The sequence below is a fragment of the Pseudomonas sp. P4_C4 genome, assembly GCF_056402055.1.
In genome coordinates, this window is record NZ_JBFUID010000024.1 from 1 (window position 1) to 22,773 (window position 22,773).

At 58.1% G+C, this 22,773-nt stretch carries 24 protein-coding genes and 2 pseudogenes; 14 read left to right on the forward strand and 12 right to left on the reverse strand.

What is annotated here, in order from left to right; genetic code table 11:
* Nucleotides 1–122: 122 nt before the first annotated feature.
* Nucleotides 123–241, reverse strand: a pseudogene (locus AC1DXW_RS14295) (lipid kinase YegS); the annotation flags it as partial.
* 174 nt (nt 242–415) lie between these two features.
* Here AC1DXW_RS14295 and AC1DXW_RS14300 point away from each other — a divergent pair.
* Complete coding sequence (locus AC1DXW_RS14300; protein WP_477754956.1) at nt 416–730, forward strand: hypothetical protein; 315 nt, start codon at nt 416–418, stop codon at nt 728–730.
* A gap of 64 nt (nt 731–794) precedes the next feature.
* Here the strand turns inward: AC1DXW_RS14300 and AC1DXW_RS14305 are convergent, their stop codons facing one another.
* Together AC1DXW_RS14305 and moaB are read right to left on the reverse strand one after the other, a co-directional pair.
* Nucleotides 795–2,021, reverse strand: coding sequence for a molybdopterin molybdotransferase MoeA (locus AC1DXW_RS14305; RefSeq protein WP_477754955.1), 1,227 nt, complete (start codon nt 2,019–2,021; stop codon nt 795–797).
* Nucleotides 2,005–2,544: a molybdenum cofactor biosynthesis protein B gene (gene moaB, locus AC1DXW_RS14310; protein WP_223456911.1), complete on the reverse strand. Its 540-nt coding sequence runs from the start codon at nt 2,542–2,544 to the stop codon at nt 2,005–2,007. Before moaB ends, AC1DXW_RS14305 begins: the two co-directional genes overlap by 17 nt.
* An 81-nt stretch (nt 2,545–2,625) precedes the next feature.
* Here moaB and mobA point away from each other — a divergent pair, with 81 nt between their 5' ends.
* Together mobA and AC1DXW_RS14320 are read left to right on the forward strand one after the other, a co-directional pair.
* Nucleotides 2,626–3,228, forward strand: coding sequence for a molybdenum cofactor guanylyltransferase MobA (gene mobA / locus AC1DXW_RS14315; RefSeq protein ID WP_477760123.1), 603 nt, complete (start codon nt 2,626–2,628; stop codon nt 3,226–3,228).
* Nucleotides 3,229–3,306: 78 nt separating this feature from the next.
* On the forward strand, nt 3,307–3,528 hold the full coding sequence (locus AC1DXW_RS14320) for a YgdI/YgdR family lipoprotein (RefSeq protein ID WP_007994800.1): 222 nt from the start codon (nt 3,307–3,309) through the stop codon (nt 3,526–3,528).
* Nucleotides 3,529–3,612: 84 nt separating this feature from the next.
* Here AC1DXW_RS14320 and AC1DXW_RS14325 read toward each other — a convergent pair whose 3' ends face one another.
* From AC1DXW_RS14325 to AC1DXW_RS14340, 4 genes are all read right to left on the reverse strand, one after another.
* Nucleotides 3,613–4,503 carry a pseudouridine synthase gene (locus AC1DXW_RS14325; RefSeq protein ID WP_477756107.1) on the reverse strand — a complete coding sequence of 297 codons (891 nt, stop codon included), beginning with the start codon at nt 4,501–4,503 and terminating at the stop codon, nt 3,613–3,615.
* Between the two features lie 123 nt (nt 4,504–4,626).
* Nucleotides 4,627–4,944 (reverse strand): transcriptional regulator, encoded by a 318-nt coding sequence (locus AC1DXW_RS14330; RefSeq protein WP_477756108.1) that lies wholly within the window; start codon nt 4,942–4,944, stop codon nt 4,627–4,629.
* Between the two features lie 172 nt (nt 4,945–5,116).
* Nucleotides 5,117–5,353, reverse strand: coding sequence for a glutaredoxin family protein (locus AC1DXW_RS14335; protein WP_477756109.1), 237 nt, complete (start codon nt 5,351–5,353; stop codon nt 5,117–5,119).
* 155 nt (nt 5,354–5,508) lie between these two features.
* Nucleotides 5,509–6,717, reverse strand: a complete 1,209-nt coding sequence (locus AC1DXW_RS14340) for an ammonium transporter (RefSeq protein ID WP_477756110.1) — start codon at nt 6,715–6,717, stop codon at nt 5,509–5,511.
* Between the two features lie 328 nt (nt 6,718–7,045).
* Between AC1DXW_RS14340 and AC1DXW_RS14345 the strand changes: the two genes are divergently transcribed.
* The 8 genes and pseudogenes from AC1DXW_RS14345 (at nt 7,046) to AC1DXW_RS14380 (ending at nt 14,690) form a co-directional block, all read left to right on the forward strand.
* Nucleotides 7,046–7,360, forward strand: coding sequence for an ElaB/YgaM/YqjD family protein (locus AC1DXW_RS14345; RefSeq protein WP_477756111.1), 315 nt, complete (start codon nt 7,046–7,048; stop codon nt 7,358–7,360).
* Nucleotide 7,361: 1 nt separating this feature from the next.
* Complete coding sequence (locus tag AC1DXW_RS14350; protein WP_477756112.1) at nt 7,362–7,751, forward strand: phage holin family protein; 390 nt, start codon at nt 7,362–7,364, stop codon at nt 7,749–7,751.
* Entirely contained in the window at nt 7,748–8,092 is a 345-nt protein-coding gene (locus tag AC1DXW_RS14355) for a hypothetical protein (RefSeq protein ID WP_477756113.1), read from the forward strand. The genes AC1DXW_RS14350 and AC1DXW_RS14355 overlap by 4 nt, the downstream gene beginning before the upstream one ends.
* A pseudogene (locus AC1DXW_RS14360) lies at nt 8,080–8,181 on the forward strand (hypothetical protein); the annotation flags it as partial. The gene AC1DXW_RS14355 and the pseudogene AC1DXW_RS14360, both read left to right, overlap by 13 nt.
* An 85-nt stretch (nt 8,182–8,266) precedes the next feature.
* On the forward strand, nt 8,267–9,595 hold the full coding sequence (locus AC1DXW_RS14365; RefSeq protein ID WP_477760124.1) for a deoxyguanosinetriphosphate triphosphohydrolase: 1,329 nt from the start codon (nt 8,267–8,269) through the stop codon (nt 9,593–9,595).
* 178 nt (nt 9,596–9,773) lie between these two features.
* Nucleotides 9,774–10,166, forward strand: a complete 393-nt coding sequence (locus AC1DXW_RS14370; RefSeq protein WP_477760125.1) for a response regulator — start codon at nt 9,774–9,776, stop codon at nt 10,164–10,166.
* Between the two features lie 247 nt (nt 10,167–10,413).
* Complete coding sequence (locus AC1DXW_RS14375) at nt 10,414–11,040, forward strand: response regulator (RefSeq protein WP_477754030.1); 627 nt, start codon at nt 10,414–10,416, stop codon at nt 11,038–11,040.
* An 8-nt stretch (nt 11,041–11,048) separates the two neighbouring features.
* Nucleotides 11,049–14,690: a transporter substrate-binding domain-containing protein gene (locus tag AC1DXW_RS14380; RefSeq protein ID WP_477760126.1), complete on the forward strand. Its 3,642-nt coding sequence runs from the start codon at nt 11,049–11,051 to the stop codon at nt 14,688–14,690.
* Nucleotides 14,691–14,776: 86 nt separating this feature from the next.
* Here the strand turns inward: AC1DXW_RS14380 and AC1DXW_RS14385 are convergent, their stop codons facing one another.
* Both AC1DXW_RS14385 and AC1DXW_RS14390 read right to left on the reverse strand, forming a co-directional pair.
* Nucleotides 14,777–15,259, reverse strand: a complete 483-nt coding sequence (locus AC1DXW_RS14385; RefSeq protein ID WP_477754032.1) for a GAF domain-containing protein — start codon at nt 15,257–15,259, stop codon at nt 14,777–14,779.
* The gene (locus AC1DXW_RS14390; protein WP_477754033.1) at nt 15,256–16,146 is read right to left on the reverse strand and encodes an ATP-binding protein; all 891 of its coding nucleotides are present in this window, start codon (nt 16,144–16,146) and stop codon (nt 15,256–15,258) included. Before AC1DXW_RS14390 ends, AC1DXW_RS14385 begins: the two co-directional genes overlap by 4 nt.
* A gap of 165 nt (nt 16,147–16,311) precedes the next feature.
* Between AC1DXW_RS14390 and AC1DXW_RS14395 the strand changes: the two genes are divergently transcribed.
* Complete coding sequence (locus AC1DXW_RS14395) at nt 16,312–18,633, forward strand: hybrid sensor histidine kinase/response regulator (RefSeq protein WP_477754045.1); 2,322 nt, start codon at nt 16,312–16,314, stop codon at nt 18,631–18,633.
* Here AC1DXW_RS14395 and AC1DXW_RS14400 read toward each other — a convergent pair.
* From AC1DXW_RS14400 to msrB, 3 genes are all read right to left on the reverse strand, one after another.
* A complete protein-coding gene (locus AC1DXW_RS14400) occupies nt 18,617–19,078 on the reverse strand; it encodes a MarR family winged helix-turn-helix transcriptional regulator (RefSeq protein ID WP_046043405.1) in 462 nt (153 codons plus the stop codon). The genes AC1DXW_RS14395 and AC1DXW_RS14400 overlap by 17 nt on opposite strands.
* Nucleotides 19,075–19,560 (reverse strand): glutathione peroxidase, encoded by a 486-nt coding sequence (locus AC1DXW_RS14405; protein ID WP_056727098.1) that lies wholly within the window; start codon nt 19,558–19,560, stop codon nt 19,075–19,077. The genes AC1DXW_RS14400 and AC1DXW_RS14405 overlap by 4 nt, the downstream gene beginning before the upstream one ends.
* Before the next feature lie 125 nt (nt 19,561–19,685).
* Nucleotides 19,686–20,081: a peptide-methionine (R)-S-oxide reductase MsrB gene (gene msrB / locus AC1DXW_RS14410; protein ID WP_477754034.1), complete on the reverse strand. Its 396-nt coding sequence runs from the start codon at nt 20,079–20,081 to the stop codon at nt 19,686–19,688.
* A gap of 226 nt (nt 20,082–20,307) precedes the next feature.
* On the opposite strand from msrB, the gene AC1DXW_RS14415 reads away from it, so the two are divergent.
* Both AC1DXW_RS14415 and htpX read left to right on the forward strand, forming a co-directional pair.
* Nucleotides 20,308–21,519 carry a pyridoxal phosphate-dependent aminotransferase gene (locus AC1DXW_RS14415; RefSeq protein ID WP_007973513.1) on the forward strand — a complete coding sequence of 404 codons (1,212 nt, stop codon included), beginning with the start codon at nt 20,308–20,310 and terminating at the stop codon, nt 21,517–21,519.
* 315 nt (nt 21,520–21,834) lie between these two features.
* The gene (gene htpX / locus AC1DXW_RS14420) at nt 21,835–22,725 is read left to right on the forward strand and encodes a protease HtpX (protein ID WP_007973520.1); all 891 of its coding nucleotides are present in this window, start codon (nt 21,835–21,837) and stop codon (nt 22,723–22,725) included.
* The last annotated feature ends 48 nt before the right edge of the window (nt 22,726–22,773 follow it).

Genomic DNA, 22,773 nt, shown 5'->3' on the forward strand with positions numbered 1-22,773 from the left:
CCTTAAAGCTGTCCAGGCAAGGCGTAGGCCGCTGGGAATGGTTGTTCCCTTTCCAAGGCCTGCAACGCAGCATGGCCAGCTTTAAGGCACAACCCGGTGGGGAAACTAATTGAGAACGCCCCCGCTCGTAACAGCGGCGAATCCTCAGGCAGATGCACGAGTAACGCCGCCGGGCGAACCGAGAAACGCAAGTTGTCCCCCTCCAGGGCAGGCGCGCACGAATAAACATGCTGTCGACGCCAGAAGCCCCCCGCCGTTAAAAGTCGCAAGAAAACGAATTACTTCCAGTCGGACAGTCTTGATCCCCCCACACGGCAGGATTTTTCTTACAAAAAGTGAGGAATCGGCTCAATTGACCGGAAACCTGAATTGGTAGACTTTTGGGGGCTACAGCAGGACACCACAAGGACGTGCCATGCAAAGCCAAAACCTCGGATCACCGGCCATTTCGGTCTTGCCGCTCACAGATAATAAAAATGCAGGCCATCGAGCTGAATACCGCAACAGCACAAAAGCCACGGGAGAAGTTGATATGGAACCTCGCGTCACCGAGCTGGAAACACACCTCAAGAGCTTACGCAGGGACATGGACGAAGTCCTGGATGACGTCAAATCCATCAAGCACAGGCTTGCCTATTCCGCCTGCGGAACAGCCGTGATCCTCGGCCTCCTTGGCTGGATCGCCAATAGCCGTTTCGAGCAGGTTATTTCATTGCTTCTGGCGCATTGAGTGGCCTTCAACACAAAACCCGGTTCAATCAACCGGGTTTTGTGTGACCAAGCCGCTGAAACTATCAGCTCAGAACTTCACTCAGCGGAATGAAGAAAACGCTATCGCCCTGAACCAGCGTGCGACCTTCCAGGACTTCTACCAATCCATCAGCCCAGGCAGCGCTACGCAATACGCCAGAACTCTGGTTTTTGTAGATCGTCGCCCTGCCGTTTTCCAGCCGTCCGCGCAAATACTCACGCCGATTGCCAGGTTGGAGCCAGTCAAACCCTGCCGGCACCTGCACCTTCAACGGCTCGACTTCTTCTACACCCTGACGGCGCAGGAGATAGGGCCTGGTCAACAATGCAAAAGTCACGAGGGTCGATGCCGGATTGCCCGGCAAGCCAATCACCGGCACACCGCGAAAATGTCCGAAGGTCAACGGTTTACCGGGCTTGATGGCGAGTTTCCACAGCGTCAATTCGCCCTCTTCGCGCAAGGCGATACCCAGAAAATCGGCTTCCCCTACCGATACGCCACCGGTCGAGAGGATCAGGTCGACATCCTTCAATTCACCCAATCGGGAACGAGTGGTTTCCAGATTGTCCGCAAGAATGCCCGCGTCGACGACCTCACACCCCAAACGCTGCAACCAGCTGCACAACAACACCCGGTTGCTGTTGTAGATCTGTCCCGGCCCCAGCGTCTGCCCAGGCTCAATCAATTCGTCGCCGGTGGACAGCACCGCCACACGCACCTTGCGAACCACCTCCAGCTCAGCGCACCCCAATGAGGCAGCCAATCCTTGCTCGATCGGCCCCAACCGCGTACCTGCCGGCAGAATCAGCTCGCCGACGGTGGTTTCCTGGCCTTGCGGACGGATGTTCTGACCTTGGGTCAAGGCTTCAGTGAAACGTACTCGCTCATCCGCCTGAACCTCGACATTTTCCTGCATCTCGACGCAATCGGCACCGGCGGGAACAGGCGCCCCGGTGAAAATGCGCGCACAGGTTCCTGGCAGCAACGGATCGGGGGCCTGGCCAGCAAACACCTTCTGACTGACCACCAACGGCTCTCCCGTCCAGTCCGCCATGCGCAAGGCAAAACCATCCATGGCACTGTTGGGCCAGGGTGGCAGGTCAAGGGTCGACACCAGGTCTTCAGCCAGTACACGCCCCTGTACCTGTGCCAACGGCAAGCGTTCGCGCTCGACAATCCTTGTAGCCTCGGCCATTTCCAGCAAGCGTGCCAACGCCTGCTCGACGGGCATCAGGCTGCCAGTCTTGCCAGGCTTACCCACGGGATTCACAAGGCGCTGCCTGTTTCAAGTGAGGCACGAAATTGCACGGCCGATGCCGCGAATCCAGTTGCTCGGCCAGTATGCCGTCCCAACCGGTGCGCACGGCATTGGTGGAGCCCGGCAAGCAGCAAACCAGCGTGCCGTTGGCCAGACCGGCCAACGCCCGGGACTGAACGGTCGAAGTGCCGATATCGGCAACCGAGATCTGGCGGAACAGTTCACCAAATCCATCAACCTGTTTGTCCAGCAGGCAGCCGACGGCTTCCGGTGTGCTGTCACGCCCGGTAAAACCGGTGCCGCCGGTGATCAGCACAACCTGTACGACATCGTCGGCAATCCAGTTGGCGACTTGCGCGCGAATTTTGTAGAGGTCATCTTTGAGCAACACCCGGGCTGCCAGGTAATGACCGGCGGCGGTCAAGCCGTCGACAAAGACCTGACCTGAGGTGTCGGTTTCCAGTGTGCGGGTATCGCTGACAGTCAGCACTGCAATATTCAGCGGTGCGAAAGGTACATCAGCCTTGGCTTTCATAGGCTCGTCCAGTTGTAGGAGAAACAGCCCGGTGTTATATCACAGCGCTCCGTTTTTTCGCCGCTCCCATGGAGACCTGCCATGACCTCGAATTCACAATTGCCACCCTGCTCCATTCTGCTCCTGGCGGGCGGTCGCGGCCAACGTATGGGTGGTCGGGACAAAGGGTTGCTGGACTGGCAGGGCGAACCCCTGATTGCACATCTGCATCGCAAGACCCGCCCGCTGAGCGATGACCTGATCATCTCCTGCAATCGCAACCTTGAGAAGTACGCGCCCTACGCCGACCAGTTGGTCCACGATGATGAAGGTGACTTCCCCGGGCCGCTGGCCGGTATTCGCGCTGGCCTGAAAGCTGCTCGCCATAGCCATCTGCTGGTCTTGCCCTGTGACGTTCCGGGCATCGATGCGGCGCTGATCGACAATATGCGCGAGACCGCCAACCTGCATCCGGACAAGCCGCTGATGGTGCGGCATGATGACCACTGGGAACCGTTGTTGTGCGTGATTCCTGTGCTACACAGGGCAGCATTTGAAAACGCCTGGAACGAAGGTGAGCGCAGCCCTGGCCGGTTGATGCGCAAGCTCGGTGCGACCGCACTGCAATGCCCCGACAAGGACCCTCGGCTGGCCAACCTCAACACGCCGGAACTGTTAAGCGGTCACGACACTGTGTCAGACTGAGATTAATCAGGAACTTGCGCGAATGGTGCACGTCTCAAGTTCGGTAACCAAAGATTTCTTATTCGGAGAAACACACTCATGACTCAACGGACCCTCGCCACTTTCATGCTTGCACTCGGCCTCGCCACCCTCGCCGGTTGCGCATCGCCTACGGTGATCACCTTGAATGACGGTCGCGAAATCCAGGCCGTCGACACGCCACAGTTCGACAAGGATTCCGGTTTCTACGAATTCGAACAGCTCGACGGCAAACAGACCCGCATCAACAAAGACCAGGTTCGTACCGTTAAAGAGCTGTAATCCTGGCACCGCCGGATACAGAAAAGCCCGCTTGATGCGGGCTTTTTCATGCCTGAGGAACAGCGCTTCAGGGTAGCTTTGTGATCACCATTGCAGGGTGATTTCACTCTCGAACTCTCGCGCCTCGCCTGTGACCGGATCGATAAATTTCAGCCCCTGAGCCAGCAGTTTCAATGGGTTGGCGTAGTCATCCTGCGCATCCTTGAGCACCTCGGGGTAAAACGGATCATTGCAGATACCGGCCCCCAACGCCGCCATATGTACCCGCAACTGATGTTTCTTGCCCGTCACCGGGTAAAGACCATAACGCCAGAGATCCCCCTGTTTCTCCCTGACTTCGACCGCAGTCTCGGTGTTGCTGGCCCCGGGCCCCTCCTGCATACGGAAGAACGGTTCGCCATCGACCAGTCGGCTTCTATGAACCAGCGGGAAAGCAAGTTCAGGCAACGCCGCAGCGATGGCCTCGTAACGCTTTTCGATCTGCCGGGTTGGAAACAACGACTGATAAGCCGAACGACTCTGCGGATTGGCGGAAAACAGTACCAGCCCTGCGGTATGCCGGTCGATGCGATGCAATGGCACCAGATGCGGATTGTCCAGGCGACGGATCAAGCGCCTGAGCAGCGTCTGTTCGACGTATTCGCCAGCCGGCGTCACGGGCAGAAAGTGCGGTTTGTCGGCCACCACCAGATGCTCGTCCGCGTACAGGATCGACTCGATCACCGGGATCGGCTTTTCATCCGGCACTTCGCGAAAATAATGAATCCGCAAACCTTCCTTGTAGGCCAGATCGAGGGCTATCGGCATGCCCTGCCCATCGAGGACCCGGCCACGGGCAATTCTGTCCAGCCATTGTTCGCGACCGATGGCGCTGAAATGCTCGCACAGGCAATCGACAACGGTGTGCCACGGGCCGGGTGGCAAGTAGAGCGTACTGGCCTGACTGTGTGCCGCGGAAAAAGAAGAAGTGGACATACGAAAGCTCTAACCCTCAGTGCAGAGCGGCATTATCCAACAGCAAGGGGAATGAACCTAGGGGGCGTTATCAATTAGTGTTCCCGTGAAAACTAATCGGGAGCGCCCCCTGGAGGAGATTCCTCAAGCCGGGATCTGCGTGCGCGCCGCCGCTTCGGTGTACTCCTTGAGCCAGCGCAGTACATCGACCGCTTCCCAGCGAGCGGGGTCGTACAGGGCGTACAACAATCCCTGATAACCCACGACATCGAGTTGCCGGTGATAACCCGCGCGCTGAAACAAGGCTTCGATTTCTGCGAAGCAGGTATTGAAATGCATTTTGTTGAAGGGCGTTTTCCCCTCGGTCACCAGACCATCCAGACGCAACTCAAGGACAGCCTCGCGCACGACGTCTGCGGACATCCGGTTCACGCTGCTCTTCAACTGTTCGACATTGACCACGATTCATCCCTCTCACGCCCGGGCTTGCCTGCTCACTCCCGAAAATCAGGAACGGCATGGCAGGCACCGCGAATAACTGTATACGCATACAGTATCCGATCAACATCGAATAAGCCAAGGGGATCAATCGCAAAGTTCGACAGACGGAACATACCGCCAGCACAAGAACCGCTCAACGCAGGAATGCCACCACCTGATCGGCGCTGAACGGCCAGCCCAGTTCAGCACCGGTATCGACTCGTCGCAGCACTGGAATTCGCAGGCTGTAAGCGGCGAACCACGCTTCATCGTCGGCGATATCCACCAGTTCAACCAGCAGGCCGCGCTCGACAAACTCCATCAACATGGCTTCGGCTACTTCACAGAGATGGCATCCAAGGGTGCCGAACAGCTGACATTCGGGAAGCATGAGCACTCAACCAGATAATGAATTGACCATTCTAGGCCTGCCCCGAAAAACCGTCGAGCCATTGAGCCCCCTGCCCTGCACAACAGCAGACCCGGCGCGGTAGGGAAACTAATTGAGAACGCCCCCTAATGCCACGGACGATGAAAAAACCTGAATCAGTCCTGGCTCACGGCACCGATCTTGTGGATCGACAGGTCCGCGCCGTAATACTCCTCTTCCTGACTCAGGCGCAATCCATGCAACGCCTTGATCACGCCATACACGGCAAACCCGCCGGCCAGTGCCACAGTGACGCCCAGCGCAGTACCAATCAACTGGCTGATCAGGCTGACCCCGCCCAACCCGCCCAAAGCGGTCTGGCCGAAAATGCCGCAGGCGATGCCGCCCCACACACCGCACAAGCCATGCAACGGCCACACACCCAACACATCGTCGATGTGCCATTTGCCTTGGGCCGCGGTAAAGCACCAGACAAACAGCGCCCCCGCGACGGCACCGGTGACCAGCGCGCCCACAGGATGCATCAGGTCGGAACCGGCACAGATTGCCACGAGCCCCGCCAACGGGCCGTTGTGCAAAAAGCCGGGGTCATTGCGCCCGACAATCAGCGCCGCCACCGTACCGCCAACCATGGCCATCAACGAGTTCACCGCCACCAGTCCGCTGACACCTTGCAGGGTTTGCGCGCTCATGACGTTGAAGCCGAACCAGCCAACAATCAGGATCCACGAGCCCAGTGCCAGAAACGGGATGCTCGATGGCGCGAACGCGACCAGCCGACCGTCGCGATAGCGGCCATTACGCGGCCCGAGCAACAGCACCGCCGCCAGTGCCAGCCAACCGCCCATGGCATGCACCACCACCGATCCTGCGAAGTCATGGAAACCGGCGCCAAAGCGCTCCAGCAACCAGGCTTGCAAACCCAGGTTGCCGTTCCAGACAATGCCTTCGAAGAACGGATAGATGAACGCGACGATCAACGCGGTTGCACACAACTGGGGAACAAACCGGGCGCGCTCGGCGATCCCGCCGGAAATGATCGCCGGGATCGCCGCGGCAAAGGTCAGCAGGAAGAAAAACTTCACCAGTCCATAGCCATGGTCGGCATTGAGCACGGCCGCTGGCTGCATGAATGTCACGCCATAGGAAATCCAATAGCCTATAAAGAAGTAGGCCAGTGTCGAAACAGCGAAGTCACTGAGGATTTTCGACAACGCATTGACCTGGTTTTTCTGTCGCACGGTTCCGACTTCGAGAAAGGCAAAACCGGCGTGCATGGCCAGAACCATGACCGCACCGATCAGAATGAACAGCGTGTTGGAGCTATGGACCAGGGTGTCCACAGCGCTTTGCAGGTTTTCCATGGGATGGGCAGACCTTATGGCAGAAAAAAGCACCAAAGCAGTTCGCGATGACTGTCCACGCACCAAGTTGCGGCTTCGGAGCATCAGCGCACTGATCTCGTTGAACCACTTTGGCGCACGGACGCCCTCCAGGAAAAACGCGCCCCGGACGTTTACGCGAGTTTTTGATTGTTGGTCCTACGGTTTTACTGAAATCATGCCCGGCCATAGCGCAATGGTGCGGACCGGCGCACCACGACGTAGCAAAAGTTGTACCAGTCATTTGTACTGAACCTTCGCCGAAGGCTCATACTCGAACGCATCAGAAAGCCACTTATGGAGATCCCCCATGGCCCGCACCAAGGCAAAGACTGCTCAAGAAATCCTGATGAACGACTTTCAGACACTGGTCAGTGACACCGAACGGTTGCTGGAGCACACCGCGACCCTGGCCGGCGATCAGGCCGATGAATTGCGCGAGCAGATTCACGACAGTCTCTTGCGTGCCCGTGAAACCCTGAAGCTGACCGAAGACTCCCTGCGCGAACACGGCAAGGCAGCAGTCACCGCCACGGAAGACTATGTCCAGGCCAACCCTTGGCAATCCGTCGGGATCGCGGCCGGTGTGGGTTTCCTGATCGGCCTGCTGGCCAGCCGGCGCTGATATGTCGATCGGTGAATCCGGCCCGTCTGTAGCGGGAACCAGCTCCTCATCGCGGCGCCTGGGCGCTGCCTTCCTTGGATTACTGCACAGCCATGTCGAACTGTTCGGTATCGAATTGCAGGAACAAAAGACCCGCACCGTCAGCCTGTTGCTGTTTGCCGGCCTGGCGCTGGTGTTTGCATTGCTGCTGTTGGTGGGGTTGTCGACGCTGGTGCTTATTGTGTTCTGGGACACCTATCGCCTGACCGCCATCATCGGGCTCTGTGTGTTCTACACCCTCGCCGCCATATTCTGTGGAATGCGTTTGAGAGCAGCGATTTTCGATGAGTCCTCGCCCTTCCACGGCACACTGGAAGAGCTGGCCAACGATCGGGAGCGCCTGATGCCATGAACCTGCCTGAATTGCCACACAACAGCTCACGCACGGAAATGCGCAAAGCCCTGATCCGCTTGCGCATGGAAATGCATCGTCAGGAAATCCGCCACGAATCCGCGCAACTGCTACAACCTTTGCAGCGGGTGCGCGGGATAACGCAAAACCTGAAGGACGGCTTCGGCGTCAAGCACGCTCCACTCTGGGGCGTGGCTGCCGTCACGTTGCTGGGCTATCTGACCGGCAAGGGTGCAAAAAACGGTGGTGGCCTCAGCAGCCTGACCCGGCTGATCCGCCTCGGCACAACACTAGGGCCGCTGATCACACTGATCATGCAAGGTTCTTCGCGCAAAGACTGATGAGTCTGGCACATGTGGTGGTGCCTTACCGGCAAGCCGGCGCGCGGATAGCCATCGATGATTTCGGCGTCGGTTACTCATCGATATCGACGCCGCCGGACTGCAGTTCCGCTTGCAGGTCATGGCGCGAAACGGGAAGCTAGGCTATTAGTCACCTGACGGAGAGACCCCGCCTTGGATTGGCACACTCTGCTTACCCGCGAACGCCTCGGAAAACCTCTGCACAGCCCTGAAGAGCTCGGTCGCAGCCCTTTTCACAAAGACCACGACCGCATCATTTTCTCGGGGGCTTTCCGCCGCCTCGGGCGCAAGACCCAGGTCCATCCGGTGTCCAGCAATGATCACATTCATACGCGCCTGACCCACTCGCTGGAAGTCAGTTGCGTGGGTCGCTCACTGGGCATGCGGGTCGGCGAAACCATCCGCAATGCCCTGCCCGACTGGTGCGAACCCAGCGACCTGGGGATGGTGGTGCAATCGGCTTGCCTGGCACACGATATCGGCAACCCGCCTTTCGGCCATTCCGGTGAAGACGCGATCCGGCACTGGTTCCAGCAAGCCGCCGGCCGTGGCTGGCTGGATGCAATGAGTGAAGCCGAGCGCAATGACTTCCTGAATTTCGAAGGCAATGCCCAGGGCTTTCGGGTACTCACTCAACTGGAGTATCACCAGTTCGACGGCGGCACCCGACTGACCTATGCAACGCTGGGCACCTACCTGAAGTATCCATGGACGGCCAGGCACGCCGACTCGCTGGGCTACAAGAAACACAAGTTCGGCTGTTATCAGAGCGAGCTGCCGCTACTCGAGCAGATCGCCCATAAACTCGGCCTGCCACAACTGGAGGAGCAACGTTGGGCGCGACATCCTCTGGTGTACCTGATGGAGGCTGCCGACGACATCTGCTATGCACTGATCGACCTGGAAGACGGCCTGGAAATGGAGTTGCTGGAATACGCCGAAGTCGAGTCCCTGTTGCTGGGCCTGGTGGGCGATGACTTGCCTGAGACCTACCGCCAGCTTGGTCCCGGCGATTCGCGCCGACGCAAACTGGCGATACTGCGCGGTAAAGCCATCGAACACTTGACCAATGCCGCGGCCCGGGCGTTTGTCGAGCAACAGGATGCGCTGTTGGCCGGTACGCTTTCCGGCGACCTGGTGGAACACATGCATGGTCCCGCCAAGCGTTGCGTGCTGAATGCCAAAGACATGGCCCGCAAGAAAATCTTCCAGGACAAGCGCAAGACTCTGCACGAGATCGGTGCCTACACCACACTGGAAATCCTGCTCAACGCCTTTTGCGGCGCAGCGCTGGAGCAGCACAACGGACGTACGCCGTCGTTCAAGAGCCGTCGTATCCTTGATCTGCTGGGCAACAATGCACCCGACCCTCACGGCCCATTGCACACTTCGTTTTTGCGCATGATTGATTTCATCGCCGGCATGACCGACAGCTATGCCAGTGACATGGCCTTGGAAATGACCGGACGCGCCAGCCACTGAGGTGTATCGATTGATCAGCCATTACAGCATTCGTAATGGCTGATCTCCCCTTCAAACTCCAACAGCACTCAAGTTTCGTCGAATCGCCCTACAGCACCTGTCGAGCAAACTGATCGCTTGTCCGGCACTCTCGCGAAACAATCGCCCTCCCTTCTGTTCGACAGATGAAGTGCGCCCCATGGCCGAAGACGATCTACGCATCCTCGTGGTGGAAGACCATCCCTTCCAACTAATAGCCACTCAGTACTTGCTGGAAAGTTATGGCTTCACCCGGCTGACTACCTCCGATAGCGCCAAAAGCGCCATGCAGAAAATGCTCGGGGCCGACCAACCGTTCGACATTCTTTTATGCGATCAATGCCTGCCCGATCTGACGGGACTCGATCTGGTCCGGTTCGCCAGCCAGCGAGGGCTGATCAGACAGGCGATCATTCTGAGTAGTCTGACAACGTCTGAATTGGATGAGCTTGTAAAAACAGCCACTGATTACGGGCTGCCATTATTGGGATATTTGATAAAACCACTGAAACAATCTGAATTTAGAGACTTGTTGACCTCAGCACTACTATAGAAAAAAGAAACATATAAAAGCCGGAAAACATACAACGTAAAACTTACAAACAACTTCCTTCAAAAGTACACCAAAGCGCTGGACTTTCTTAGCCTTCCTAATAAGAAACCTAGTTAACACGTAGTCCCATTCCTTTTGATCTGTAGGATTTCTCCTATATTGCTGCTACAGCTCGGTCAGTTCATGCGCCCCTTCAAGTATCTGAGCTAAGGTGCGCGCTTTATTTGAGCTCGCATGGGACTTGATTATGAACTCCGTTTTTATTGTCGACGATCACCCGGTTATCCGCCTTGCCGTTCGAATGCTGCTGGAGCATGAAGGTTACAAAGTCGTCGGCGAAACTGACAATGGGGTCGACGCCATGCAGATGGTTCGCGAATGCATGCCGGATCTGGTCATTCTCGACATCAGCATTCCAAAACTGGATGGCCTGGAAGTGCTATCCCGATTCAACGCCATGAATACACCTCTTAAAACACTGGTACTGACAGCACAATGCCCGACACTTTTCGGCATTCGTTGCATGCAATCCGGTGCCTCGGGCTATGTCTGCAAACAAGAGGACATCAGTGAACTGGTCAGCGCCATAAAAGCGGTATTTGCAGGTTACAACTATTTTCCGAGCGAGGCCTTGAACCCCATCCGCGGAGATGAAACACGCTGCATCGAACTGGAACTGTTCAAATCCGTAAACGACCGGGAACTGATGGTCTTGCAACTTTTTGCCCAAGGTCGCACAAACAAGGAAATCGCCAAGGGGATGTTTCTGAGCAACAAGACCGTGAGCACCTACAAAAAGCGCCTCATGCAGAAGCTCAAAGCCAAATCCCTGGTTGAACTAATCGAGATGGCTAAACGAAACGCGCTAGTGTGAGACCCTCGATGCCCAGCCGTTTGAAGGTTTATCTGATACAGGTGACTGCAGGTCTATGCGTGAGCACCTCGTTGTTTGGGGCACCGAACAGTGAACACTACACACTGCTCAGCCGTTCGAAGGCCGGAGCAATGGAGGTTCGACTGGATGAATCCCAACGGCAATGGATAAAGCAAAAACATGAACTGACGCTCGGGACGTCAGCCCCGGACTACCCCCCTTTCGACCTGACCACCAGTGGGCAGGACTATGAAGGGTTTACCGCCGATTACGCTGGTCTTCTGGGAAAAATAACCGGTTTGCCCGTCACGGTTCAGCGTTTCGATTCCCGAGGGGCCGCGATCGCTGCACTGGAAAGCGGCGAAGTCGATCTGCTAGGCACCGCCAATGGATTCGAAGCTGGCAATGCCGACATTGCACTGTCGATACCCTATGCCGTCGACCAACCCGTCTTGGTGACCCGCGAAGGGGAAACCCGATCCCTCACCGAGGGCCTGGCCGGATTGCGCCTGAGCATGGTGTATCACTACTTGCCGCTGACGGAAGTCAGGGCGTTGTACCCGAAGGCGATCATCACGTCCTATCCCTCCTACCAGAATGCAATCAACGCCGTTGCTTTCGATCAGGCGGACGTGTTTCTCGGTGACACCATTTCAACTCACTACATGATCAACAAGGGATACTTGAACAACATCCGGATGGCCAACTTCGGCAAACATGAAGCCTATGGTTTCAGCTTCGCCGTGAACAGGAGCAACCCCGAGCTGCTTGGCATCATCAACGCGACGATCACGGCCATCCCCTCCAGTGAACGAGAAAACATCGCCAAACGCTGGAGCGCCGGTAGCGACATTCTGCTGACCGATCAAAAGTTGCAACTCACTGAACGGGAAGAACGCTGGCTGGCACGCCACCCGATAGTGCGCGTCGTCGTCAACGAAGCCTTTGCGCCACTGACGTTTTTCGATAGCAACGGCAACTTTCGCGGTGTCACCGCAGATTTGCTTGAGCTGATCAGGCTGCGCACCGGCTTGCGCTTTGACATCCAGCACAGTCGGAGCGATGACGAGATGATCAAACAGATCAAGGACAACAAGGCCGATGTGATCGCCGCGTTGCTTCCCAGCGCGCAACGTCAAACCCAACTGAACTTTACTCGACCCTTTCTGGAAAATTCCTACGTCCTGCTGACCCGCAAAGCCGCCGACAGCCCGACCAACCTCGTGCAGTTGCAGGACAAGCGCCTGGCCATTGCCCGTGGCAATCCACTCATGGATTACCTGCGCAGAGAATTTCCCCGGATCAAGTTGATTGAAGCCCCGGACACCTTCAGCGCCGTAGAGTTACTCGCCGAAGGCCAGGTCGAGGGCGCGGTGAACTCACTGATCATTGCCAATTACTTCATTTCGTCGCGACTGTTCGAGCACACACTGCAAATCAGCACCACCATCGGCACCGAGCAGGCAGCGTTTTCCCTTGCCACCGCTCGGGGCGCCAAAGAGCTGAACGCGATTCTCGACAAGGCGTTACTAAGCATCTCGCCGGAAGAACTGGGCATCATCAACAGCCGTTGGCGCGGCTATTCGGCGTCTTCGCAAAACACCTGGCGCAACTATCAACGACTGTTCTATCAGATCGTCATCGGTGCCGGCGTGCTGTTGCTGATTTCCATTGCGTGGAACGACTACATGCGACGCCAGATCAAGCAACGCAAGGCCGCCGAGCGTGCGTTGAACGATCAATTCGAGTTCATGCGATCGCTGGTCAATGGCACGCCCCATCCGATCTACGTACGTGATCGCCAGGGACTACTGCAAAGTTGCAACGACAGTTACCTGCAAGCGTTCAGCGCCAGGCGTGAAGATGTCATCGGCAAAAGTGTCATGCAGGGATCGATGAGCAATGTATTCGAAGCCCGGGAGTACCAGGCTGACTACCAACGCGTGGTGGCCGAGGGCAGACCTTTGATCGTCGATCGCGAACTGCACATTGGCGGCCGGCGGCTGACGATCTATCACTGGATTCTTCCCTATCGGGATTCCAGCGCAAAAGTGCAAGGCATTATCGGTGGCTGGATCGATATCAGCGAACGGCGGCAACTGCTCGATGATCTGCGTTGCGCGAAAGAACGTGCCGATAACGCCAACCGGGCCAAAAGCACGTTTCTGGCCACGATGAGCCATGAGATCCGCACGCCGATGAATGCAATCATTGGTATGCTTGAACTGACACTCAAGCGTCTTGATCATCTGCACCCGGAGCGCGCGACCATCGATGTCGCATACAACTCGGCGAAAGGGTTGCTGGAGCTGATTGGCGACATTCTGGACATTGCCAGAATCGAATCAGGACGCTTGAGCCTGAGCCCGGAGCGCGTTAGTCCGGGTGAACTCGTAGCCTCGGTCGTGCGGATTTTCGATGGCCTGGCCCGACAGAAGAAGCTCGGGCTGGTACTGGAGTTTTCATCGGCCAACCCGACCTTCGATGTGTTGCTGGATCCTTTGCGCTTCAAACAAGTGCTGTCCAACCTGATCAGCAATGCCATCAAGTTTACCGAGCAAGGCCAGGTCCGGGTCATTGTCGATCTGCAGCCGGCAACGCAACCTGAGCACGTGCAAATGCGGGTGCAGGTTCACGACAGTGGTATCGGGATCAGCGAACAGGATCAACAGCACCTGTTCGAACCCTTCGCACAGGCCGACAACGCCATGCAATCGGCCAGGGGGGGCGCAGGGCTGGGGCTGGTGATCAGCCGCAACCTCTGCGAGATGATGGGCGGCAATCTGCAATTGCGTAGCGAACCGGGCGTCGGCACTCAAGTGGAGGTGTTGCTACTGCTGGAAACGTTGCCGCTACAACAGTCAGCCCAGGTGGCCGAAACGCAAATCATCGTCGCCACAACCCCGTTGAGTGTGCTGGTAGTCGACGATCACCCGGCCAATCGCTTGCTCACGTGCCAGCAACTGGAGTTTCTTGGGCATCGATTTACCGTCGCGGCCGATGGCCAGGAGGGACTGGATGCATGGAAAGACCAGCCGTTTGATCTGGTGATCGCCGATTGCAACATGCCGGTCATGAACGGTTACGAGCTAGCCCGCGCCATTCGCCAGCATGAACGACAAAACCATCGTCCTCCCTGCACCGTTCTCGGCTTTACCGCTAACGCCCAACCGGAAGAAGTACAACGCTGCAAACAGGCGGGAATGGACGACTGCCTGTTCAAACCCCTCAGCCTCGGTGCCTTGAGTCTATGGGTGGAAGGCATTGAGCCCACCCAGGCAGCCCCGGCGTTCAACCTGCACGGGTTGAAACTGCTGACCGGGGGCAACCCGATGTTGAACCGGCGATTGCTCAACGAGTTGGTGAATAGCAACCGCCAGGATCTGCAAACGCTGTTGTCGCTATCCAGCTCCGCAGATACGCAGGCGCTGAAGGACATTGCCCACAAAATCAAAGGCGCAGCCCGGATAGTGCAGGCATCCCGCTTGATCGACCGCTGCGAGGCACTCGAAGCAGCCTGCCATGAGGATTTCGATCGCGAAAAAGTGGTTGCATGCTGTAAATCCATGGAGTGCGCCATAATTGAGCTGGAGGGCGCGTTACTACGTCAGATCGAGCACTACGACGAAGGCAAAGTGACAGAGCCTTAACTATGCCTGGACCCTCAGCAGGGTGTTGACCGTCATGGAGAAAACCGGCGTCAGGCCTGCTGCTCAAGGCAGGCCCGGGGTCTTGATCAGCAGTCGGTCAGCCGCAGGAAAATCGCCGCCAGCTGTTCGATTCCTGCCTGGTCCTGTTCGGTGAAACGCGCCAGTTTCGGACTGTCGAGGTCGAGCACACCGATCAATCGGCCGTCCTTGACCAGCGGCACCACCAGTTCGCTGTTCGAGGCGCTGTCGCAGGCAATGTGACCGGGGAACGCGTGAACATCTTCGACTCGTTGAGTCTGCAAGGTGGCAGCCGCTGCCCCGCATACGCCGCGACCGAACGGAATCCGCACGCAAGCGATCTGCCCCTGAAACGGGCCCAGCACCAGTTCTTCATGGCGGTTGAGGTAGAAACCGGCCCAGTTCAGGTCATCGAGCTGATTGAACAGAAACGCCGAGAACTGTGCGGCATTGGCGATGAAGTCCCGCTCGTCCGCCAGCAAGGACTCCAGCTGCGCGTGCAGCATGCCGTAGCCTTCGAGGCCCTGGCCGCTCTTTTGTAAATCGATCATGCCTTGTGCTCCAACAGTTTCAGCCCGACCCAATAACGGGCAAATTGATAAGCGCAACGTCCATTACGATTGCCCCGGCCGGTGGCCCAGCGTACCGCCAGAATGTCCAGCTCTTCGCTGCGCTGCCACGCCAGTCCGGCCTTGCCGGCCAACTGACCGATCCAGTGCTCGACGACGTTGAGGAAGTGTTCCTGGGTAAACGGATAGAACGACAGCCACAAACCGAAGCGGTCCGACAGCGCGATCTTGTCTTCCACCGCCTCGCTGGGATGCAGTTCGCCGTCGACCCGTTTCCAGTTTTCGTTGTCACTTTCCTTTTCCGGCACCAGGTGGCGACGGTTGGACGTGGCGTACAGCAAAACGTTGTCCGGCGCCTGTTCCAGCGAGCCATCGAGGACGCTTTTGAGCACCCGGTAATTACCCTCACCCGACTCGAAGGAAAGGTCATCGCAAAACAGCACGAAACGCTGGGGCAGTTTGCCGATCTGTTCGACCACTCGCGGCAGGTCTGCCAAGTGATCACGTTCAATCTCGATCAAACGCAAACCGGCTTGTGCGTGCTCGGCCAACAAGGCGCGCACCAGCGACGACTTGCCAGTGCCGCGCGAACCCCAGAGCAAGGCGTGATTGGCGGGCATGCCATCGAGGAACTGTTGGGTATTGCGCCCAAGCTGCTCGACTTGCCGGTCGACGCCGATCAGGTCCGACAAATGCATGTCGAGGCTGACCTCCAGTGGCATCAGATATCCGCCGCGTGCCTCACACTGCCAGCGCGCAGCCAGGCATTGCGTCCAGTCGATAGCTGGCCGCGGCGCCGGCAGCAACGGCTCGATACGGGCCAGAACGGCATCGGCGCGTTCAAGAAAAGCATTCAATCGGGAATCCACGACTTCTCCTCGGGCACGTTCACAGTAATGATGGTGATACAGCGACGAAACACAGCGTCACACAAGCGGCGGCCCCCGCAGTACAGGCCTCGCGAGAACATCAACAGGCAGGCATGATCGACTATGCTTGAGCAGCGAAAGGAAACGGAAGTGGTTCACCCCTCCATGGACATCAAATTCACCAACCGGCTGTCATTCAAGCAAGCCCGGCTTACCGTGCTGGTCGGTTTCATTCTGGGCACGCTGCTCAGCCTGCTGCAAATAGGCATCGATTATGCCAGTGAAGACGCCTCCATCAATCGTGAAATCCTTTCATTACTGGAAATCAGCCACAACCCGGCCTCGCGAATTGCCTACAACATCGACGCCGAACTCGCCAAGGAACTGACCCTGGGCCTGCTGCGCTCGCCAGCGATCACTAGCGTGAAACTGACCGACAACAACGGCACTGTGCTGGCCAGCGTCAAGCGAGCCGGTGTGGAAAACGGTTACCGGATGTTCAGTGACTTCCTGTTCGGCGCCAACCGACAGTTCGAAGACCGGCTTTACCTGGATCATTTACCCAGCGAATCCCTGGGTACGCTGCGGCTGAACGTCGACACTTACGCCTTCGGCAACCGGTTCCTGCGCCGGGCCGAAGTGACCCTGCTCAATGGCTTCGCCCGCAGCCTGCTACTGTCCGGCATCCTGTTGGCGCTGTTCTATGTGATGCTGACCAAACCCCTGGTGCGGGTCATCCGTGAACTCAGCGGCCGCGACCCGAGCAGCACCGAGCCGAGCTCACTGGAGTGTCCCGCCGGGCACGCCGACGATGAGATCGGCGTGCTGGTCAAGGTTGCCAACCAGCAATTCAAAAACATCGCCACCGAAATCCAGCAGCGGCGCAATGCGGAAAACCGCCTGACCGAGTATCTCGGCCAACTGGAAAATATCGTCTCGGCCCGCACTGCCGAACTCAACGCGATCAATGCCCGGCTGAGCCAATCCAACCTGGAACTGGAAGCCGCTCGCAGCACAGCACTGGACATGGCCGACGCCCGCTCGGTGTTCCTGGCCAACATGAGCCATGAAATCCGCACGCCCCTCAATGGCTTGCTCGGGATGATCGCGCTGTCCCTCGACGGGCCGCTGACTGCCGAACAACAGCAACAGCTGTCCATCGCCCATGACTCGGGCAAAGTGCTGGTGGAATTGCTCAACGATATTCTCGACTTGTCGAAGTTCGATGCCGGTCAACTCGAACTCGAACACATCCCCTTCGACCTCGGCTCGCTGATCGAAGACACTGCCAACCTGTTATCGCAGAACGCCGCCCCCAGCGTCGAACTGACCTGCCTGATCGATCCGCATTTCCCGACACTCGTGCTCGGCGATCCGACCCGGGTGCGGCAGATCGTCAGTAATCTGCTGTCCAACGCCCTCAAGTTCACCCGTTTCGGGCGTGTCGACGTGCGCCTGTCGACGTTCGGGGACGGCGTCAGAATCGAAGTGTGTGACACCGGCATCGGAATCCCTCTGGATGCCCAAGTGAAAATTTTCCAGCCTTTCACTCAGGCCGGCGCCGGTATTACCCGCCAATTTGGCGGCACCGGGCTGGGCCTGGCGCTGACCTACAACCTTTGCGAAGCCATGCAAGGGCGCCTGACGATCGACTCCGAGCCGGGTTTTGGCAGCCAGTTCTGCGCGGACTTGCCATTGCCCAGCCATACCCGTGCAATGCCGGCTGTTTCGCTCAAGGGCAAAGTCATCGCCATCACGGCCGCCAGCAGCGGGCTGGGCGAACTGCTGAACGGCCTGTTACCTGGCTGGGGACTGGACTACGAACGGCGCTCCATGGATGACCCAATGCTTGGCCTGGCGGCCGACGTGCTCATCACCGACTGCCCCGAGTGCCTGTTCATTTTGCGCCCCACTCTCAGCGCGCCGATCCTGCTGATTACCGCTTATGGCAATTTCATGCCCAGCGAAGAGGTCAACGCCCTCGCCCCCTTGCAACAGCAGGCCCGCCCCCTGGCACGCAATTCGCTGCATCAGTTGTTGCGGCGAATCCTGCAACCGCAAACCCACCCGATCAACAATGTCCCACTCGACGCGCAAAGCCCGCAGCGCCGCGGGCGCGTGCTGCTGGTGGAAGATAATCCGGTCAACCAACTGGTGGCCAAGGGCATGCTCGGCAAACTCGGCTGCGAGGTGACCACCGCGGCCCATGGTGCCGAAGCCCTGGATCAACTCGAACAACGGGAGTTCGATCTGGTGCTGATGGACTGCAACATGCCGGTGATGGACGGCTATGAGGCCAGCCGGCAAATCCGCCGCAGCGGCCGCTGGCCCCAACTGCCCATCGTCGCCCTGACGGCCAACGCCATGTCGGAAGAGCGCGAACGCTGTCGTGCCGCGGGCATGAGTGACTACCTGGCCAAACCCTTCCGGCGGGAAGAACTGGCCTCCCTGCTGGACTTGTGGGTCCCCGCTACGACAGCGCCTTGATCTGTCCCAACAAGTGATCGAGGCCATCGCGCAAATCGTTGAGACGGTTCAGATCGACCCCGCTGTCGCACAACAGGCGGGCCTTGAGTGGCCCTACCTGATCGCGCAGGGCCGTGCCGGCTGGCGACAGGCTCAGATGCACTTCACGCTCATCGCGCGCCGAACGCTGACGCTGCACCAGTTGCAGTTGTTCGAGGCGCTTGAGCAACGGTGTCAGCGTGCCGGAATCCAAGGCCAAACGCTCGCCCAACGCCTTCACGGTCGGCTGCTCCGGGGCCGCTTCCTGCCACTCCCACAGCACCAGCATCGCCAGGTACTGCGGGTAAGTCAGGCCCAACTGATCGAGCATTGGCTTGTAGGCGCGAATCACCGCCCGGGAAGCCGCGTACAGCTTGAAACACAGTTGGCTATCGAGCTTCAGGGAGTCGACTGACAAGGTATTCATTTGAGCAGGGCTTCGATCTCGCGGGTCAGGTCCTGCGGCTTGGTCGCCGGAGCGAAGCGCTTGACCAATTGCCCGTCCTTGCCGATCAGGAACTTGGTGAAGTTCCACTTGATGCCCTGGGAACCCAGCACACCCGGTGCACGCTTTTTCAATTGCACGAACAGCGGATGGGCGTCGGCACCGTTTACGTCGATCTTTTTGAACAGCGGGAAGCTGACACCGAAGTTCAGCTCGCAGAATTCGGAGATCGCCCCTTCGTTGCCCGGCTCTTGCTTGCCGAACTGGTTGCAGGGAAAACCGAGCACCACCAGGCCCTGGTCCTTGTAGGTCTGCCACAGCTCTTCCAGGCCTTTGTATTGCGGAGTGAAACCGCACTTGCTGGCCGTGTTGACCACCAGCACGGCCTTGCCGGCGAAATCCGCCAGGGTCTTTTGCTCACCCTTGATGGTGGTGCAAGGGATGCTCAGCAGGTTGTCGCTCATGTTTGAGGGTCCGAGTGGATGGAAGAGATAACAAAATAGCGAGCAATTGAATTGCGTGCAATTTAATTAATCAAAACGCTGACCAACTGTAGGAGCTGCCGAAGGCTGCTCCTACAGGGCTCGCATTACGAGCGGGGCACCAGGTCCAGGCACACCGAGTTGATGCAATAACGCAGGCCCGTCGGCGGTGGCCCATCGGGGAATACATGCCCCAGGTGCGCGTCGCACTTGGCGCAGACCACTTCGGTGCGGATCATGCCATGGCTGACATCACGGATTTCGGTCATGGCGCTGTCGCCGATCGGCGCATAGAAGCTGGGCCAGCCGCAGCCGGAGTCGAACTTGGTCGTTGAGTCGAACAGCGGCTCGTTGCAGCAGATGCAGTGGTAGACACCGTCGGTCTTGGTGGCGTTGTACTTGCCGGAAAACGGACGTTCGGTGCCTTTGAGGCGGCACACGTTGTACTGCTCTGGATCGAGCATTGACTTCCATTCTTCCAGGGTTTTTTCCAACTTTTCCATCATCACACCTCAGCGGCTGAAAAAGCCCGATCTGTACCTTTTCCACGGATCGGGCGGCACGTATGATTGCGCCTCGTCAAACGCCAGTCTGGCAGCCAGACCACGCGCATTCAAACGGAAATATGGGTGCTGCATCTCAAGGCGTCAGGCCTGTGTGAATACGCAGGATTCCCAGCACGGTTGTCCAAACGCCGTCTGGATCGTTCATTTTCGGGAACACATCGCCATGCAGGTCAGCAAATCGAACAAGCTCGCCAACGTCTGCTACGACATTCGCGGCCCGGTGCTCAAGCACGCCAAGCGCCTGGAAGAGGAAGGCCATCGCATCCTCAAGCTGAACATCGGCAACCCGGCGCCCTTTGGTTTCGAAGCACCGGATGAAATCCTCCAGGACGTGATCCGCAACCTGCCGACCGCCCAGGGCTACAGCGACTCAAAGGGCCTGTTCAGTGCGCGCAAGGCCGTGATGCAGTATTACCAGCAAAAGCAGGTGGAAGGCGTCGGCATTGAAGACATCTATCTGGGCAACGGCGTTTCCGAACTGATCGTGATGTCGATGCAGGCCCTGCTCAACAACGGCGACGAAGTGCTGGTGCCAGCGCCGGACTATCCATTGTGGACCGCAGCCGTGAGCCTGTCCGGCGGCAATCCGGTGCATTACCTGTGCGACGAGCAAGCCAACTGGTGGCCGGACCTGGCCGACATCAAGGCCAAGATCACCCCGAACACCAAGGCCCTGGTGATCATCAACCCGAACAACCCGACCGGCGCGGTGTATTCCAAGGAAGTGCTGCTGGGCATGCTGGAACTGGCCCGTCAGCACAACCTGGTGGTGTTTTCCGACGAGATCTACGACAAGATCCTCTACGACGATGCCGTGCACATCTGCACCGCCTCCCTGGCGCCCGACCTGCTCTGCCTGACGTTCAACGGTCTGTCCAAGTCCTATCGCGTCGCCGGTTTCCGTTCCGGCTGGATCGCCATTTCCGGCCCGAAACACCACGCCCAGAGCTACATCGAAGGCATCGACATGCTGGCGAACATGCGCCTGTGCGCCAACGTGCCGAGCCAGCACGCGATCCAGACCGCCCTGGGTGGCTATCAGAGCATCAATGACCTGGTGCTGCCCCAGGGTCGCCTGCTGGAACAACGCAATCGCACCTGGGAGTTGCTCAACGACATTCCGGGCGTGAGCTGCGTCAAGCCGATGGGTGCGCTGTATGCGTTCCCGCGGATCGACCCCAAGGTCTGCCCGATCCATAACGACGAAAAATTTGTCCTCGACCTGCTGCTCTCCGAAAAGCTGCTGGTGGTTCAAGGCACCGCATTCAACTGGCCATGGCCGGACCACTTCCGCGTCGTGACCCTGCCCCGTGTCGATGACCTGGAGATGGCCATCGGACGCATCGGCGGCTTCCTCAAGTCCTACCGCCAGTAAGCGATCTGTCACCGTGCGACGTTCCCACAGGTCGCACGGTGATTGATCCGGCAACATTTGTTTGCAATGCGCCACTGGCAGTCGCTTTGTCGCTGCCGGACAGCGCCTTGGCTGCTCGCGCCTAACAAAGGCGGGGCCTTCGACACGAATTGACTGACAAACACTTCCCGCACACTTGTCGGAAATGCCCTGCAAGCAGCTAGACTGTTGCCGTAGGACACAGTTTGAAATAGTCACCCGGTTGAATCCCCCGGTGCAGCACCTTATATACCCCGCAGTACGCTACATCTTTAGCTTGAGGAGATTTCTACAACCATGATGCGCATCCTGCTGTTCTTGGCCACTAACCTGGCGGTCGTGCTGATTGCCAGCATCACCCTGAGCCTTTTCGGCTTCAACGGGTTCATGGCGGCCAATGGGGTTGACCTCAACCTCAATCAGCTGCTGATTTTCTGTGCGGTCTTTGGTTTCGCAGGTTCCCTGTTCTCGCTGTTCATCTCCAAGTGGATGGCGAAGATGAGCACCAGCACCCAGATCATCACCCAGCCACGCACCCGTCACGAGCAATGGCTGCTGCAAACCGTCGAGCAACTGTCCCGCGAAGCCGGAATCAAGATGCCCGAAGTCGGTATCTTCCCGGCCTACGAGGCGAACGCCTTCGCCACCGGCTGGAACAAGAACGACGCATTGGTCGCAGTCAGCCAGGGTTTGCTCGAGCGTTTCTCGCCGGATGAAGTGAAAGCCGTCCTGGCCCACGAAATCGGTCACGTGGCCAATGGCGACATGGTTACCCTGGCGTTGATCCAGGGCGTGGTGAACACCTTCGTGATGTTCTTCGCACGGATCATCGGCAATTTCGTCGACAAGGTGATCTTCAAGAACGAAGAAGGCCAGGGCATTGCCTACTACGTGGCGACCATCTTCGCCGAACTGGTTCTGGGCATTCTGGCCAGCGCCATCGTCATGTGGTTCTCGCGCAAGCGCGAATTCCGTGCCGACGAAGCCGGTGCAAACCTGGCCGGCACCGCCGCGATGATTGGTGCCCTGCAACGCCTGCGGGCGGAACAGGGGCTGCCGGTGCACATGCCCGACACCCTGAACGCCTTTGGCATCAACGGTGGCATCAAGCAAGGGTTCGCTCGCATGTTCATGAGCCACCCGCCACTGGAAGAGCGTATCGATGCTCTGGCTCGTCGCCGGGGCTGATACACTCCACAGCAAAGCAAAAGGCCCGCAGCGATGCGGGCCTTTTTT